The organism is Reyranella sp. GW821-FHT14A01, from assembly GCF_058803965.1.
In genome coordinates, this window is the sequence record NZ_JBXAPM010000002.1 from 32702 (window position 1) to 45450 (window position 12749).

The 12749-nt window shown below is 67.4% G+C and carries 16 protein-coding genes; 11 read left to right on the plus strand and 5 right to left on the minus strand.

Annotation, left to right across the window (positions count from 1 at the left end; genetic code table 11):
• Complete coding sequence (locus AC1ROX_RS03910) at positions 1-978, plus strand: Bug family tripartite tricarboxylate transporter substrate binding protein (RefSeq protein ID WP_493122607.1); 978 nt, start codon at positions 1-3, stop codon at positions 976-978.
• 6 nt (positions 979-984) lie between these two features.
• On the opposite strand, the gene AC1ROX_RS03915 is transcribed toward AC1ROX_RS03910, so the two are convergent.
• On the minus strand, positions 985-2148 hold the full coding sequence (locus AC1ROX_RS03915; protein ID WP_493122609.1) for a diaminopropionate ammonia-lyase: 1164 nt from the start codon (positions 2146-2148) through the stop codon (positions 985-987).
• A gap of 43 nt (positions 2149-2191) precedes the next feature.
• On the opposite strand from AC1ROX_RS03915, the gene AC1ROX_RS03920 reads away from it, so the two are divergent.
• Positions 2192-2458, plus strand: a complete 267-nt coding sequence (locus tag AC1ROX_RS03920) for a DUF6489 family protein (RefSeq protein WP_493122611.1) — start codon at positions 2192-2194, stop codon at positions 2456-2458.
• Between the two features lie 10 nt (positions 2459-2468).
• A complete protein-coding gene (locus AC1ROX_RS03925; RefSeq protein WP_493122613.1) occupies positions 2469-2819 on the plus strand; it encodes a (2Fe-2S) ferredoxin domain-containing protein in 351 nt (116 codons plus the stop codon).
• Between the two features lie 176 nt (positions 2820-2995).
• Here AC1ROX_RS03925 and AC1ROX_RS03930 read toward each other — a convergent pair whose 3' ends face one another.
• Positions 2996-3292 (minus strand): hypothetical protein, encoded by a 297-nt coding sequence (locus AC1ROX_RS03930; RefSeq protein ID WP_493122615.1) that lies wholly within the window; start codon positions 3290-3292, stop codon positions 2996-2998.
• Positions 3293-3300: 8 nt separating this feature from the next.
• Positions 3301-4179, minus strand: coding sequence for a class I SAM-dependent methyltransferase (locus AC1ROX_RS03935; protein ID WP_493122617.1), 879 nt, complete (start codon positions 4177-4179; stop codon positions 3301-3303).
• A 207-nt stretch (positions 4180-4386) separates the two neighbouring features.
• Here AC1ROX_RS03935 and AC1ROX_RS03940 point away from each other — a divergent pair, with 207 nt between their 5' ends.
• Positions 4387-5178, plus strand: coding sequence for an aspartyl/asparaginyl beta-hydroxylase domain-containing protein (locus tag AC1ROX_RS03940; RefSeq protein WP_493122619.1), 792 nt, complete (start codon positions 4387-4389; stop codon positions 5176-5178).
• An 18-nt stretch (positions 5179-5196) separates the two neighbouring features.
• Here AC1ROX_RS03940 and AC1ROX_RS03945 read toward each other — a convergent pair whose 3' ends face one another.
• Positions 5197-5934, minus strand: a complete 738-nt coding sequence (locus AC1ROX_RS03945) for an HAD family hydrolase (protein WP_493122621.1) — start codon at positions 5932-5934, stop codon at positions 5197-5199.
• Between the two features lies 1 nt (position 5935).
• Entirely contained in the window at positions 5936-7111 is a 1176-nt protein-coding gene (locus AC1ROX_RS03950) for a penicillin-binding protein activator (protein ID WP_493122623.1), read from the minus strand.
• 29 nt (positions 7112-7140) lie between these two features.
• Between AC1ROX_RS03950 and rsmI the strand changes: the two genes are divergently transcribed.
• Genes rsmI through fumC form a run of 7 tightly spaced genes read left to right on the plus strand, consistent with a single transcriptional unit; the run spans position 7141 to position 12688 of the window.
• Positions 7141-8034, plus strand: coding sequence for a 16S rRNA (cytidine(1402)-2'-O)-methyltransferase (rsmI, locus tag AC1ROX_RS03955; RefSeq protein WP_493122625.1), 894 nt, complete (start codon positions 7141-7143; stop codon positions 8032-8034).
• The gene (locus AC1ROX_RS03960; protein ID WP_493122627.1) at positions 8031-8396 is read left to right on the plus strand and encodes a YraN family protein; all 366 of its coding nucleotides are present in this window, start codon (positions 8031-8033) and stop codon (positions 8394-8396) included. The genes rsmI and AC1ROX_RS03960 overlap by 4 nt, the downstream gene beginning before the upstream one ends.
• 3 nt (positions 8397-8399) lie before the next feature.
• The gene (locus tag AC1ROX_RS03965) at positions 8400-9227 is read left to right on the plus strand and encodes a SirB1 family protein (RefSeq protein ID WP_493122629.1); all 828 of its coding nucleotides are present in this window, start codon (positions 8400-8402) and stop codon (positions 9225-9227) included.
• A 39-nt stretch (positions 9228-9266) separates the two neighbouring features.
• On the plus strand, positions 9267-10226 hold the full coding sequence (gshB, locus tag AC1ROX_RS03970) for a glutathione synthase (protein ID WP_493122631.1): 960 nt from the start codon (positions 9267-9269) through the stop codon (positions 10224-10226).
• Positions 10226-10789, plus strand: a complete 564-nt coding sequence (locus AC1ROX_RS03975) for an ankyrin repeat domain-containing protein (RefSeq protein WP_493122633.1) — start codon at positions 10226-10228, stop codon at positions 10787-10789. The genes gshB and AC1ROX_RS03975 overlap by 1 nt, the downstream gene beginning before the upstream one ends.
• Positions 10786-11229: an alternative ribosome rescue aminoacyl-tRNA hydrolase ArfB gene (arfB, locus tag AC1ROX_RS03980; RefSeq protein ID WP_493122635.1), complete on the plus strand. Its 444-nt coding sequence runs from the start codon at positions 10786-10788 to the stop codon at positions 11227-11229. Before AC1ROX_RS03975 ends, arfB begins: the two co-directional genes overlap by 4 nt.
• 55 nt (positions 11230-11284) lie before the next feature.
• Complete coding sequence (gene fumC, locus AC1ROX_RS03985; RefSeq protein ID WP_493122637.1) at positions 11285-12688, plus strand: class II fumarate hydratase; 1404 nt, start codon at positions 11285-11287, stop codon at positions 12686-12688.
• Positions 12689-12749: the final 61 nt, after the last annotated feature.

Sequence of the window (12749 nt, forward strand, 5' to 3'; positions counted from 1 at the left end):
ATGAAGACGATCCTGGGGCGCCGCGCCTTCACTGCCGGCATGGCAGCTGCATTGCCCGTCGCGGCCCTGCCGGCCGCGGCGCAGAGCTATCCCAACCAGCTCGTCAAGCTCGTGGTCCCCTTCGGCGCCGGCAGCGCCTCCGACAATATCGCGCGCATCATGGCCGACGAGATGCGGCTGGTGCTGAACCAGACCGTGCTGATCGACAACCGTCCCGGCGCCTCGGGCTTCATCGGCACGACGATCGTCACCAAGGCGCCGGCCGACGGCTACACCCTGCTGGTTGATGCCAGCGCCACGCACTCGGCCAATCCGTGGCTGTTCAAGAACGTGCCCTACGATCCGATCAAGGACTTCACCCACATCTCGCGCTGGGTCGAGCTGCCGCAGGTCGTCATCGCTTCGCCGGGCGTGCCGGCGAAGACGTTGGGCGAGCTGGTCGACCATGGCCGCGCCAATCCCGGCAAGCTCACCTTCGGCTATGGAACGCCGACCGCCTTGGTCGGCGCCTCCACGCTCGTCACCCTGGGCAAGTTCGAGGCGCTGGCGGTGCCCTACAAGACACCGGCGGCGGCGCTGCAGGCCGTGATGAGCGACGAGGTGTTGTTCATGGTCGCCGATCTCTCGACCGCGCTGCCGCAGATCCGCGCTGGCAAGGTCAAGGGCCTGGCGATCTCGACGACGAAGCGCATGGACGCGCTGGCCGAGGTGCCGACCCTGGCGGAGGCGGGCTACAGCGGCTTCGACACGGTGCTGTGGATCGGCCTGTCCGGTCCGGCCGACCTCCCGAAGGAGGTCGTCGACCGCCTGTCCGCCGCCATGACCGCAATCTTTGCCAAGCCCGAGGTGCAGGCCCGCATCGTCGCGATCGGCATGCAGCCTGCCCCGTCGACACCGGCGGACTTCACTGCCTTCGTCACCGCCCAGCTCGACGTCTGGGGCAAGCGGATCAAGGCCGCCGGCATCCAGCCCGAGTGACCTGTCTCAGGACGGCAGCGGCTCGCCGAGATTGCCTTCGCTGTTGATCAGCAGGACGCGCGAGGTCGGGCCGAGGCCCAGCGCCTTGAAGGCGGCGGCGTCGGTGCAGACGCGCATCAGGCCCGCCAGGCCGGCACAGCCCGAGGGGCCGGAGATGATTGCGGGATCGTGGCCGAGCGGATCGGCGTAGAGGCGGCGGGCCGGCAGGACGCCGCCCTCCTCGATGGTCATGAACCAGTCGGCCGCTTCGCCGATGACCGGCCAGGTCACGGGCGAGATCTCGCGGCAGGCAAGGCCGCCCATCACCGTGTCGGCATCGCCGCTCGCGAGCGTCGGCTTGCCGGCGAGGTTGCTCTGGAACCAGCAGTCCGCGCTTTCGGGCTCGACCACGATCGAGATCGGGCGCTCCTCGCACACCGCCCAGAGATAGCCGATCACCGCGGCGGCCAGTCCACCGACGCCCGCCTGCACGAAGACATGGGTGGGCGCCGCGCCCCATTGCTGGACGGCGGCCTCGTGCACCAGCACGCAATAGCCGCGCATGACGCTGCGCGGCACCTGGTCGTAGCCCTCCCAAGAGGTGTCGGAGATGATCGTCCAGCCGTTGGTTTCGGCCTGGCGCCGGCACTCGGCGACGGCGGTGTCGTAGTCGCCGTCGACCCGGATCACTTGGGCGCCGCGGGCGCGGATCGCGGCTTCCTTCTCGGCGCTGGTGAACTTCGGCAGGAAGATCACGCAGCGATTGCCGAACAGTTTTGCGCCAGCGGCGACCGAGCGGCCGTGATTGCCCGAGCTGGCGGCGGTGAAAACGAAACCGCCGGTGATTTCCTTGTGCTCGCCCTTCATCACGCTCTCGAAGGAAGGCGTCGAGTGGTAGGCCTCGCCCACGGCGCTGCTCAGCACATTGGCCACGGCGATCACGCCGCCCAGCGCCTTGAAGGCGCCGAAGCCGAAGCGCTGGCTCTCGTCCTTGACCCGGATTTCGCCGACACCCAGCCGCGCGGCCAGGGCCGGCAGTTCGTAGAGGGGCGTCGGCTTGTGCGCCGGGCAGGCCTTCAGCTCCTCGCACAGCTCGGGAATCCCGTTGGGATTGATCACGAACTGCTGCTCGCGACCGAATTCGAGGGGGCGCGTGGCGCGCGGATTCTTGGCCAGCCAGGGGGTCGTCATGCGGGGGTCATAGCATGCTAAGCTTGCCAAAACGGAGTGACCCATGAAGGTGAACGTCGAAGTGAACTGCACGCCCGAAGAAGCCCGCGCTTTCATGGGCCTGCCGGACATCAAGCCCATGCAGGATCGGATCATGGGCGAAATCGAGGAGCGCCTGCGCTCCAGCCTCGGCGCCATGAACCCCGAGACCATCTTCAAGACCTGGCTGCCGGCCTCCATGCAGGGCATGGACCAGATGCAGCAGATGCAACAGGTCTTCTGGTCCCAGCTTGCCAACATCGCCACCGGCGGTTCGACCAAGAAGGAATAGGCGAAGATCCATGAGCCAGCGTGACAAGCCAGCCGATCCGAAGCCCTACTACGAAGCCCACGTTTTCTGCTGCACCAACCGGCGTCCGGCCGGCCATCCCCGCGGCTGCTGCGCCGAGCGCGGCGGCGAAGCACTACGCGATCACATGAAGAGCCGCGCCAAGGCGCTCGGTCTCAAGAACGTGCGAATCAATAATGCCGGCTGCCTCGACCGCTGCGAGCTGGGGCCGACCATCGTCATCTACCCCGAGGGAATCTGGTACAAAGTGCCGACCAAGGAAGACGTCGACGAGGTGCTGGACACGCACCTGGTCAAGGGCGGCCGGGTCGAGCGGCTGATGCTGAAGCCGGAAGACAAATAGTCGGTAAGACGGCGTCAGACGCCGCGCGTGTTGCGGTGTCCGAGCCAGTGCGATCCGGCGAAGATGATCAGAACGACGATGACACCGAGCATGGCACTGCCTCCTGAAGGGGCTAACGCCATGCCGGGGCGGGCTGTTGCCTCAAGAGTACGTGACTTTTTGGCGACTCCGGCCGGCTAGCGGCCAAGCAGCTCGGTCGCCAGCGCCGTCCACTCGGCGTCGAGGGACTGCTGCGACACCGGCCGGCCCGCTCGCCGATACCAGTAGCCCGCATTGGGCAGGTCGCCCTCCTGCCGGTGGAGATGGGCATGGACGCTGTCGCAGTCGGCCTCGCCTTCATGGGCCTGGACGCATTCGTGGGCGCGGGCCCAGTCGCCGCGCCGGGCCCACCACAGGGCCTGCAGCGCCGGGCTCGACCCGGCGGGCGGCTGGTCGGTCGCGATGCTGGCAGCGAAGGCGTCGAGGGTGGTCATGTCGGCTCCTAGCGGCGCCTCAGGCGGAAACGCAGCAGATGCAGGCGGTGCGAAAAGAAACCCCAGGCCGCGAACTTGAGATAGCGTTCGTAGCGCCTTGTCTGGTCCTTGCCGACCATGTCGAGCGCCTCGGCCCGCTTTGCCTTGAGGTTGGCGGCCCAGATCTCGCAGGTCCTGCCATAGTCGTTGCGGTCGTTGCGGAAGCGTTCGACCTCGAACAGGCCGTTGGCGGCGGCCAGGATCTCCGGCAGGCGCGGCAGCTCGGAATCGGGGAAGATGTCCTCGACCAGCGGACCCATCGGCACTTTGTCGTCGGGATCGCCGTAGGCGATGGTCTGCAGGGTCATGCGCGCGCCGGGCGCCAGCATGTCGTGGCAGCGCGCGAAGAAGTGACGATAGATCGCGGTCTTGGTGCCTGAATCGTCGCGCGGCTTGGTGAAATGCTCGAAGGCGCCGACCGAGATGATGGCGCCATAGGGCTCGGCCGGCTGGTGATCGGCCCAGCTTTCGACCCGGATTTCGACGGGCGGTGAACCGGCCTCGCGCAGCGCCGCGCGGGCGAGTTCGGCCTGCGCATCGCTCAAGGTCAGGCCGACCCCGCGCGACAGCGGCGGCGCGCCGGGGGCGCGGTTCGCGACGGCGGCGCGCAGCATGCCGCCCCAGCCGCAGCCGATATCCAGCAGGCTTGCCGAGCGGTCGGCGCCGGCATTGCGCAGGTGCCAGTCGATCTTGCGCCGCTGCGCATCGGCCAGGGACGTCGTGTCGTCCTCGTCGCGCCACATCGCCGACGAGTAGGTCATCGTCTCGTCGAGCCACAGCCGGTAGAAGTCGTTGCCGACGTCGTAGTGGGCGCGAATGGCCTCCGGCGAGGCGCCGGTGGCTGTCATCTGTTCACTCATCGATGGGTTCCGATCATCATGGGCACACCATAGTCCATTTGTGGTGCGGCGCCGAAGGCGGGATCGCCCGGCCTTTTCGTCGCCTTGCATCGAGATGACGTTTGTCTCAAAAATGACGGGGCCGCGCGCTTCGCCAAGGTGCTATAAAGCCGCGCGCTTCGTGCAAAAAAGGGTTCAGGCAGGATTGTTCCCGACATGACGACGATGGATCAGCCCCAGGGCGTTGGACAAAAGGGTCGTTTCTATCTCACCAAGAACATCTGGGTCCCCCAGGAGCCGCTTGAGAATCTGAACCTCAAGCTCTCGGACTGGATCCTGCGCAACATGCCCAAGCTGCCGCTGGCCGGCGACGATGCGCTGAAGGTGTTCCCGGTCCTCGCCGAGCTCAGGAAGAGCCACGACAAGATCAAGGCCGACCTCGCCTATCTGCTCAGCCACCACGAGGAAATCCCGGCCCTGCACGAGGTCCATCCGCGCGACCTCTATGTGCCCGGCCGCGCTTGGCGCACCTTCCTGCTGAAGATCTACGGCCACGAGATCACGGCGAACACGACGGCCGTTCCGGACACGATGGCGGCCATCAACCGGCTGCCGGGGGTGCACACCGCGCTGTTCAGCATCCTCGCGGGCCGCGCCGAGATCGAGCCGCACCGGGGATCCGCCGCCGGCGTCATCCGCTTCCACTATCCGCTGATCGTGCCCAGCGAGCCGGAGAAGTGCTGGATCGAGATCGGCGGTCATCATTTCTTCTGGGAAGAAGGCGTGCCGCTGGTGTTCGACGACACGCGCGAGCACTGGGTTAAGAACCAGACCGACGAGACGCGCGTCGTGCTGATCATCGACTTCAACGCCAACATGCCGTTTCCGGTGAACGTCTACACGACGCTGCGCTACGAGATCGGCCGTCGCAGCGCCGAGGTGAGGGCAGTCTACGAGCGCGCCGCCATCGGCGTGCCGCCGCGGGCGACCGTAAACGGCGCGGACTGACGTCCGCTCGCGCGTCGGCTATTCGACCAGTTCGGCGAGCCGCTTGATGATGCGGGTCGGCTTCGCGGTGGCGTGGGCCGGCACACCCGCGTCGAACGGATCGTACCAGATGCCGCACATGCCCAGCGCCTGCGGCGCCACGACTTCCCATTCGTAATTGTCGCCGACCATCCAGGCGTCTTCCGGACCGACGCCCAGCCGCTCCAGCGCGTGGCGGTAGACCGCGAGCTCGGGCTTGCCCTGGCCGAACTCGCCCTCGATCTGGATGTGATGGAAGCGATGGGCGAGTTCGAACCGCTCGATCTTGGCGCGCTGCGTCTCGGACGCGCCGTTGGTCACGAGGGCCAGGCGGACGCCGGCATCGCGCAGCGCATCGACCGTGGCATGGGCATCGGGATAGAGCCGGTATTCCTTGCGCCTGAGCTCGGTGAAGGAGTCGGCGATGCGGTCGGCCAGCGCATCGTCGGGCCGGCCGAGCTTCGCGAGCCCGCGGCGCACCGACAGGCGACGGGCACCGGGAATGTCGAGCCGCCACTTCGCGGCCTCGGCTTTGTCGTTCCAGAAGGCGCGCGCCTCTTCCATCACGGCCGTACGCACCCGCGCGATGGCGGCCTCGTCATGGGCGTCGAGATGGGCTGAAAAGACATGGAGCAGGCGGGTCCATGCTTCCTCGGGCTGTGCGTAGGCACGGATCAGCGTGTCATCCATGTCGAACAGGATCGCGCGAGGGAGGCCCGCTCGGAGAAGATCAGGCATGTCAGTTCGTCGGCTGGCCGGCGAAGGTCGTGGGCGCGGGGCTGACGACCACGCCGCGGTCGCCCTGGATCTCGATCACGGCAAGCGCCCGCTCGGAGCGGCCATCGGGCAGGAAGCGGAAGATACCGTCGACGCCGGACCAGCCATTGGGATTGGTGATCGCCTCGGCGGAGAAGTCGCCGCCCGGCTTCAGCCGCGCGAGATGGCCGGCGAGGCCCACGCCGTCATAGGCGAGCGTCGCCAGCCGGTGCGGCGGCCGGCCGTAGGTCGTGGTGAAGCGCCGTTCGAAGTCGGCGCGTCTTGCCGGATCGGGCGCGGCGTACCAGGCGCCGCGCAGCATGGTCTCGGAGCCGACGCCCGGGAAATCCCAAACGCCCGTGCCGATCAGCTGGATCGCGCGGCCGTCGAGGCCGTTGGTGGCCAGCGAGGCCAGCGCGGTCGAGAGCAGGGGCGGTGCCACCGGCACCAGGACGGCGACCTTGCCGCCATCGCCCTTGGTCGAGGTCGCAAGTTCCCGCGCCTGGGCGGCAATGTTCGAGCCGTTGGGATCGAAGAATTCGCGGCCGACGACGGTACCGCCGCGGGTCGTGACATAGGTCTCGAGCGTGCGGCCCATCTGCTCGCCATAGGTCGTCTGCGGCGCGAAGGTCGCGAACCGGCGGATGCCGGACTCGATCGCATGGTCGACGACGCGTCGGACCTGCGGCGGGGCGGCGATGCCCATGATCCAGACGCCGCGCTGCGCGACCTGTTCGTCGTTGGAGAAGGCCACCACGTTCAGGCCGCCCTGGCTCACCAGGGGGCCCAGGGCCGTGGCCGACGTGCCGTAGAGCGGTCCCAGCACGAGGGCTGCACCGTCAAGGCGGGCCTTGCGATAGGCCTCGACGGCGGTGTCGGCACTCTCGCCGCTGTCGTAGGCCGACAGGGCGATGTCCTTGGCGCCGGTGTCGAACAGCGCCATTTCGGCGGCCTGCTGCATGGCCTGCCCGATCGGGGCGGCCCGGCCGCTGAGCGGCAGCAGGAGGGCGATGCGCACCTTGCCCGACGCCGTGAGCGGCGAGCCGGCCTGCGGAGTCACGGTCACCGACTGCCGCGCCGGCGTGCTAGTCTTGGGCGGCTCGCCGCAGGCGCCCAACAGGAGGGCGGCAGTGGCAAGCGCAATGAATGACCTACGCATCGGCGCGAAACTCCGGCGATCGGAAGCAGATGGACTTGGACGAACGACCCCAAGCTACCGAGGGGCAGCCCCCGCGTAAACCGCCGCTCGCCCCGGGGCTGCATATTGTTGCCACACCGATCGGCAACATGCGCGACATCACGCTGCGTGCACTGGACGTGCTGCAGGCAGCCGACCTGATTGCCTGCGAGGACACACGCGTGTTCGCCAAACTCGCGACCCACTATGGCATCGCCGCCCCGACGGTGTCGTACAGCGACGCCACCCAGGAGAAATCCGAGCCGCGCCTCGTGCGGGCGCTGGCCGCCGGCAAGAGTGTCGCCCTCGTCTCGGACGCCGGCATGCCGCTGATCTCCGATCCCGGCTACCGGCTGGTCCGTGCGGCGGTCGAGGCCGGCCATGCGGTCACCTCGGCGCCCGGCGCGTCGGCCGTTCCCATGGCGCTCGCTTTGTCGGGACTGCCGACCGACCGTTTCTTCTTCGCGGGCTTCCTGCCGGCCAAGCCGACGGACCGGCGGCGCGCCATCGGCGAGGTGGCGGCCATTCCCTCGACCCTCGTCTTCTTCGAGGCGCCGCACCGGCTGCCGGAGTCGCTGGCCGATCTCGTGGAGCTGCTGGGCGATCGTCCGGCGGCCGTGGCGCGCGAACTGACCAAGCTCTTCGAGGAGGTCCGCCGCGATTCGCTGGAGAAGCTCGCGGCGCACTACGCCAAACATCCCGACGTGAAGGGCGAGATCGTGATCGTGATCGGTGCGCCCTCGGCCGACACCGAACGCAGCGCCGATACGATCGACGAGGCGTTGCGCGAGGCGATGACAGGTGCGTCGGTGAAGGATGCCGCCGCCGAAGTGGCGGCGCGCTACGGGCTGAAGCGGCGCGACGTCTATGCCCGCGCCCTCGAACTGAAGCGCGGCGCGTCATGACCCTCCAGGCCCGCCAGAAAGCCTACCGCATGGGCCACACGGCCGAATGGCGGGCGGTGTGGCGGTTGCGGCTCGGCGGCTACACGATCCTGATGCGACGCTACAAGACACGGCTGGGCGAGATCGACATCGTGGCGCGCCGCGGCAACGTGCTGGCCTTCGTCGAGGTCAAGGCGCGCGGCGATTTCATCAAGGCGGCCGATGCGCTGGGAGACCGGCAGTTCGGCCGCGTGTCGCGCGCCGCCAGCCTGTTCATCGCCCATCATCCGCGCTATGCCGCCTGCTCGGTGCGCTTCGATGCGGTGCTGGTCGGTGGCGTGTGGCCACGCCACCTGCCCGACGTCTGGCAAGCGCCGGAGTGATGCGTGGCGGACGATAGTGCAGCCGATCTCGGCCGACTGAAGGATCTTTGTGCCGGCGACGGCGAACGGATCGACCTGCTCGAGGCTGGGTTCCTGCTGAGCGTGCTGGGCCGCGGCGAGGCGATCGACCTCGCGCCCTTTCGCCAGCAGGTGACGGTGATGACCGACGATCTGGCGGATCTCGTGCACCGGCGCGGGGCTTCGCCGGAAGCCCTGTCCGAGGTGATTGCGCGGTCATACGCCTATCGCGGCGACAGCGAGACCTACGACGACCTGCAGAATGCCGACCTCGTGCGCGTCATCGAGCGCCGCAAGGGCCTGCCGGTGGCGCTGTCGATCCTCTATCTGCACGTCGCCCGCGCGCAGGGCTGGCAGGCCGAGGGCCTGGCCTTTCCCGGACATTTCCTGATCCGGATCGGCATCGAGGGCGCGCGCCATGTCGTCGATCCCTTCCACGAAGGGGCGGTGCGCGACGCGGCCGAGCTGCGCAAGCTCCTGCGGCAGGTCCTGGGTCCCGACGCCGAGCTGGTGCCGGCGCATTTCGATCCCGTTTCCGACCGCGACGTGCTGCTGCGGCTGGAGAACAATGTGCGGCTGCGCCTGGCCAAGCGCGAGGACTGGTCCGCTACCGCACGCTCCCTCGACCGCATGCTGGCGATCGCGCCGGACCGGATCGAACTGCTGTTCGAGGCCGGCCAGCTCAATGCACGCCTCGACAAGCGGCGCGCGGCCATCACCGCCTATCAACGCATCGTCGAAATCGACGGCGATGCCGAGCTGGGCCGGCGCGCACAGGCCCTGTTGCAGGAACTGCGCCGCGGCCTTAACTGAAATCCATCACCTCAGCCCCGAGCCCGCCAGGATCCCGCCATGAAGCTCAACGTCGCCATCCAGATGGACCATGTCTCGACGATCGACATCGACGGCGATTCGACCTTCGTGCTGGGGCTGGAAGCCGAGAAGCGCGGCTACACGGTCTGGCACTACACGCCGCCCGACCTGATCTTCCGCGACCGCAAGGTGATGGCCCGTGCACAGCCGATGAAGCTGCGCCGCGAGAAGGGCAACCACTTCACCCTGGGGACGCCCGAGATGGTCGACCTCACGGCCTTCGACGTCGTGCTGCTGCGCCAGGATCCGCCGTTCGACATGTCCTACATCACGACGACGCACCTGCTGGAGCACGTCCATCCCAAGACGCTGGTGGTCAACGATCCGGCCAGCGTGCGCAACGCGCCGGAGAAGCTGTTCGTCACGCATTTCGACAATGTGATGCCGCCGACCCTGATCACGGCCGATGCACGCGCGCTGCGCGAGTTCCGTGACGAACACAAGGACATCATCCTGAAGCCATTGTTCGGCAATGGCGGCGCCGGCGTCTTCCGCGTGCGCCCCGACGACGAGAACTTCGCGTCGCTGCTGGAGATGTTCTCGCAGCGCAGCCGCGAGCCGGTGATCGCCCAGCGTTACCTTCCCGAGGTGCGCAAGGGCGACAAGCGCATCATCCTGATCGACGGCAAGGCGGTCGGCGCCATCGACCGCGTGCCGGCGGAGGGCGAGGCGCGCTCCAACATGCATGTCGGCGGCAAGGCGGTGAAGGCGTCCTTGACCAAGCGCGACATCGAACTCTGCGAGACGATCGGGCCGGAGCTGGCCAGGCGCGGCCTGATCTTCGTCGGCATCGACGTGATCGGCGACTATCTCACCGAGATCAACGTCACCTCGCCGACCGGCCTGCAGCAGATCAACCGTTTCGACGGCGTCTCGCTGGAGGCGCAGATCTGGGACCGCATCGAGGTCCGTTACCAGGAAACCCGCGGGAGTAAGTAATGATCCGACGCACGTTTCTGTCGTTGTCGCTGGTCCTGTCGGCCGGCGCCGCTTTCGCCCAGTCGGGAGGGTCGGACATCTTCGGCCAGAAGCCGATCGTCAAGGCCGTGATCGACGGCGACGAGGAGAAGGTGCGGCAGGCCCTGTTGAAGCACGAGAATCCGAACCAGACGGGCAGCAACGGAACGCCGCTGATCATCCTGGCGGTGCAGTCCGGAAACATCGCGATGGTGGAGACCCTCCTCAAGGGCGGGGCGATCGTCGATACGGTCGACCGCGACGGTTACACGGCCTTGCTGCGCGCAACGGAGAAGGGCGACGTCGACATCGTCGACATCCTGCTGAAGCGCAACGCCAAGCCGAACGCGCAGACCCGCCAGGGGCTGACCGCGCTGATGATCGCCGCGCGCTCGGGGCATGGTGAGATCGTCCAGCTGCTGCTCGACAAGAAAGCCAATCCGAACACGCCCGATTTCACCGGCCGCACGGCGCTCGCCTATGCCAAGCAGGGCGGTCGCACGACGATCGAGTCGATGCTGCGCCGGGCCGGCGGCAAGGAATGACCTCCGACCGGGCGGCGCCGATCCGGATTACCGGCTCGCTGGCGATCGACCCGGACGAGATCGAGGAAAGCTTCGTGCGCGCCGCCGGCCCGGGCGGCCAGCACGTCAACACCACCTCGACGGCGGTGCAGCTCCGCTTCGACGTTCGCCGTTCGCCCTCGCTGCCCGACGATGTGCGGCAGCGGCTCGAACGACTCGCGGGACGGCGGCTGACGAGCGAGGGCGTGCTGGTGCTGGTGGCGCAGGGCCATCGCAGCCAGCTGCGCAATCGCGAGGAGGCGCTGGCCCGTCTGGTCGAGCTGATCCGCGAGGCGACGCACAAGCCCAAGCCGCGGGTGAAGACCAAGGTGAGCCGGGCGGCGAAGCGCCGGCGGGTCGACGACAAGAAGCGTCACGGCGCTGTCAAAACCCTGCGGCGGGCCCGGTCATCCGACGACTGACGGCGCATATGTTCTCGGGCTAAGGTCGCCGCCTCGATCAGCAAAGAGGTGCGTCTTGACGGATGTTCGCAAGGAGACCGACAGCCTCGGTGAGGTGAGTGTTCCCGCCGACAAGCTCTGGGGCGCGCAGACGCAGCGGTCGCTGGAGCATTTCAGCATCGGCAAGGACCTGATGCCGCGCGAGATGATCACCGCCTACGCGACCCTGAAGAAGGCCTGCGCCAATGCCAACCACGCCGGCAAGCGGCTCGACGACGAGGCGCACAGGCTGATCCTCGAGACCTGCGACGAAATCCTCGCCGGCCAGCATCACGACATGTTCCCCCTGCACGTCTGGATGACCGGCAGCGGTACGCAGTTCAACATGAACGTGAACGAGGTGGTCTCGAACCGCTGCTGCCAGCTCGCGGGCACGCCGCTCGGTTCGAAGAAGCCGGTGCATCCCAACGACCACGTGAACATGTCGCAATCGTCGAACGATTCGTTCCCGTCGGTCATGTACATCGCGGCCGCGGTCAACACCAAGGAGCGGCTGCTGCCGTCGCTGAAGGCGCTGCACGACGCGATCGACGCCAAGGCGACGGAGTGGAAGGACATCGTCAAGATCGGCCGCACCCACATGCAGGATGCGACGCCGATCACGCTCGGCCAGGAATGGTCGGGCTATGCCGGCATGCTGGCCGACAATATCGACCGCATCGAGGATGCGCTGAAGGACGTCTATCGCCTGGCGCTGGGCGGCACGGCGGTCGGCACCGGCATCAATGCGGCGCCGGGCTTCGCCGAGGCGGCGGCCGCGGAGATCGCCAAGCTCACCGGGCTTCCGTTCATCACGGCGCCCAACAAGTTCACGGTGCAGGGCGCGCACGATGCGCTGGTCCAGCTCTCCGGTTCGTTCCGCACGCTCGCGGTCTCGCTCTACAAGATCGCCAACGACATCCGCCTGATGTCCTGCGGCCCGCGCGCTGGCTTCGCCGAGCTCGACATCCCGGAGAACGAGCCGGGCTCCTCGATCATGCCGGGCAAGGTCAACCCGACCCAGGCCGAGGCGCTGACCATGATCGCGGTCCAGGTGATGGCCAACGACGTCGCGGTCGGCTTCGGCGGCGCCAGCGGCTATCTCGAGATGAACGTCTACAAGCCGTTGATGATCTACAACATCACGCACTCGATCACGCTGATGACGGACGGCTGCGCCAACTTCCGCAAGTTCCTGGTCGAGGGCACCAAGCCCAATCTCAAGAAGATCAAGGAATATGTCGACCGCTCGCTGATGCTGGTGACGGCGCTGGCACCGGTGATCGGCTACGACAAGGCCTCGAAGATCGCCCACTACGCGATCGACCACGATCTCACCCTGAAGCAGGCCGCGCTGAAGCTCGAATACGTGACCGAGGCCGAGTTCGACCGCGTCGTCGACCCGTCGAAGATGGTGCATCCGTACGTCGCGACGGAGTAGGGAAAGCCACCGCCTCATTGGAGCGCGCAACTCCAGTTGCGCTCAGATTTCTTCGATAAGG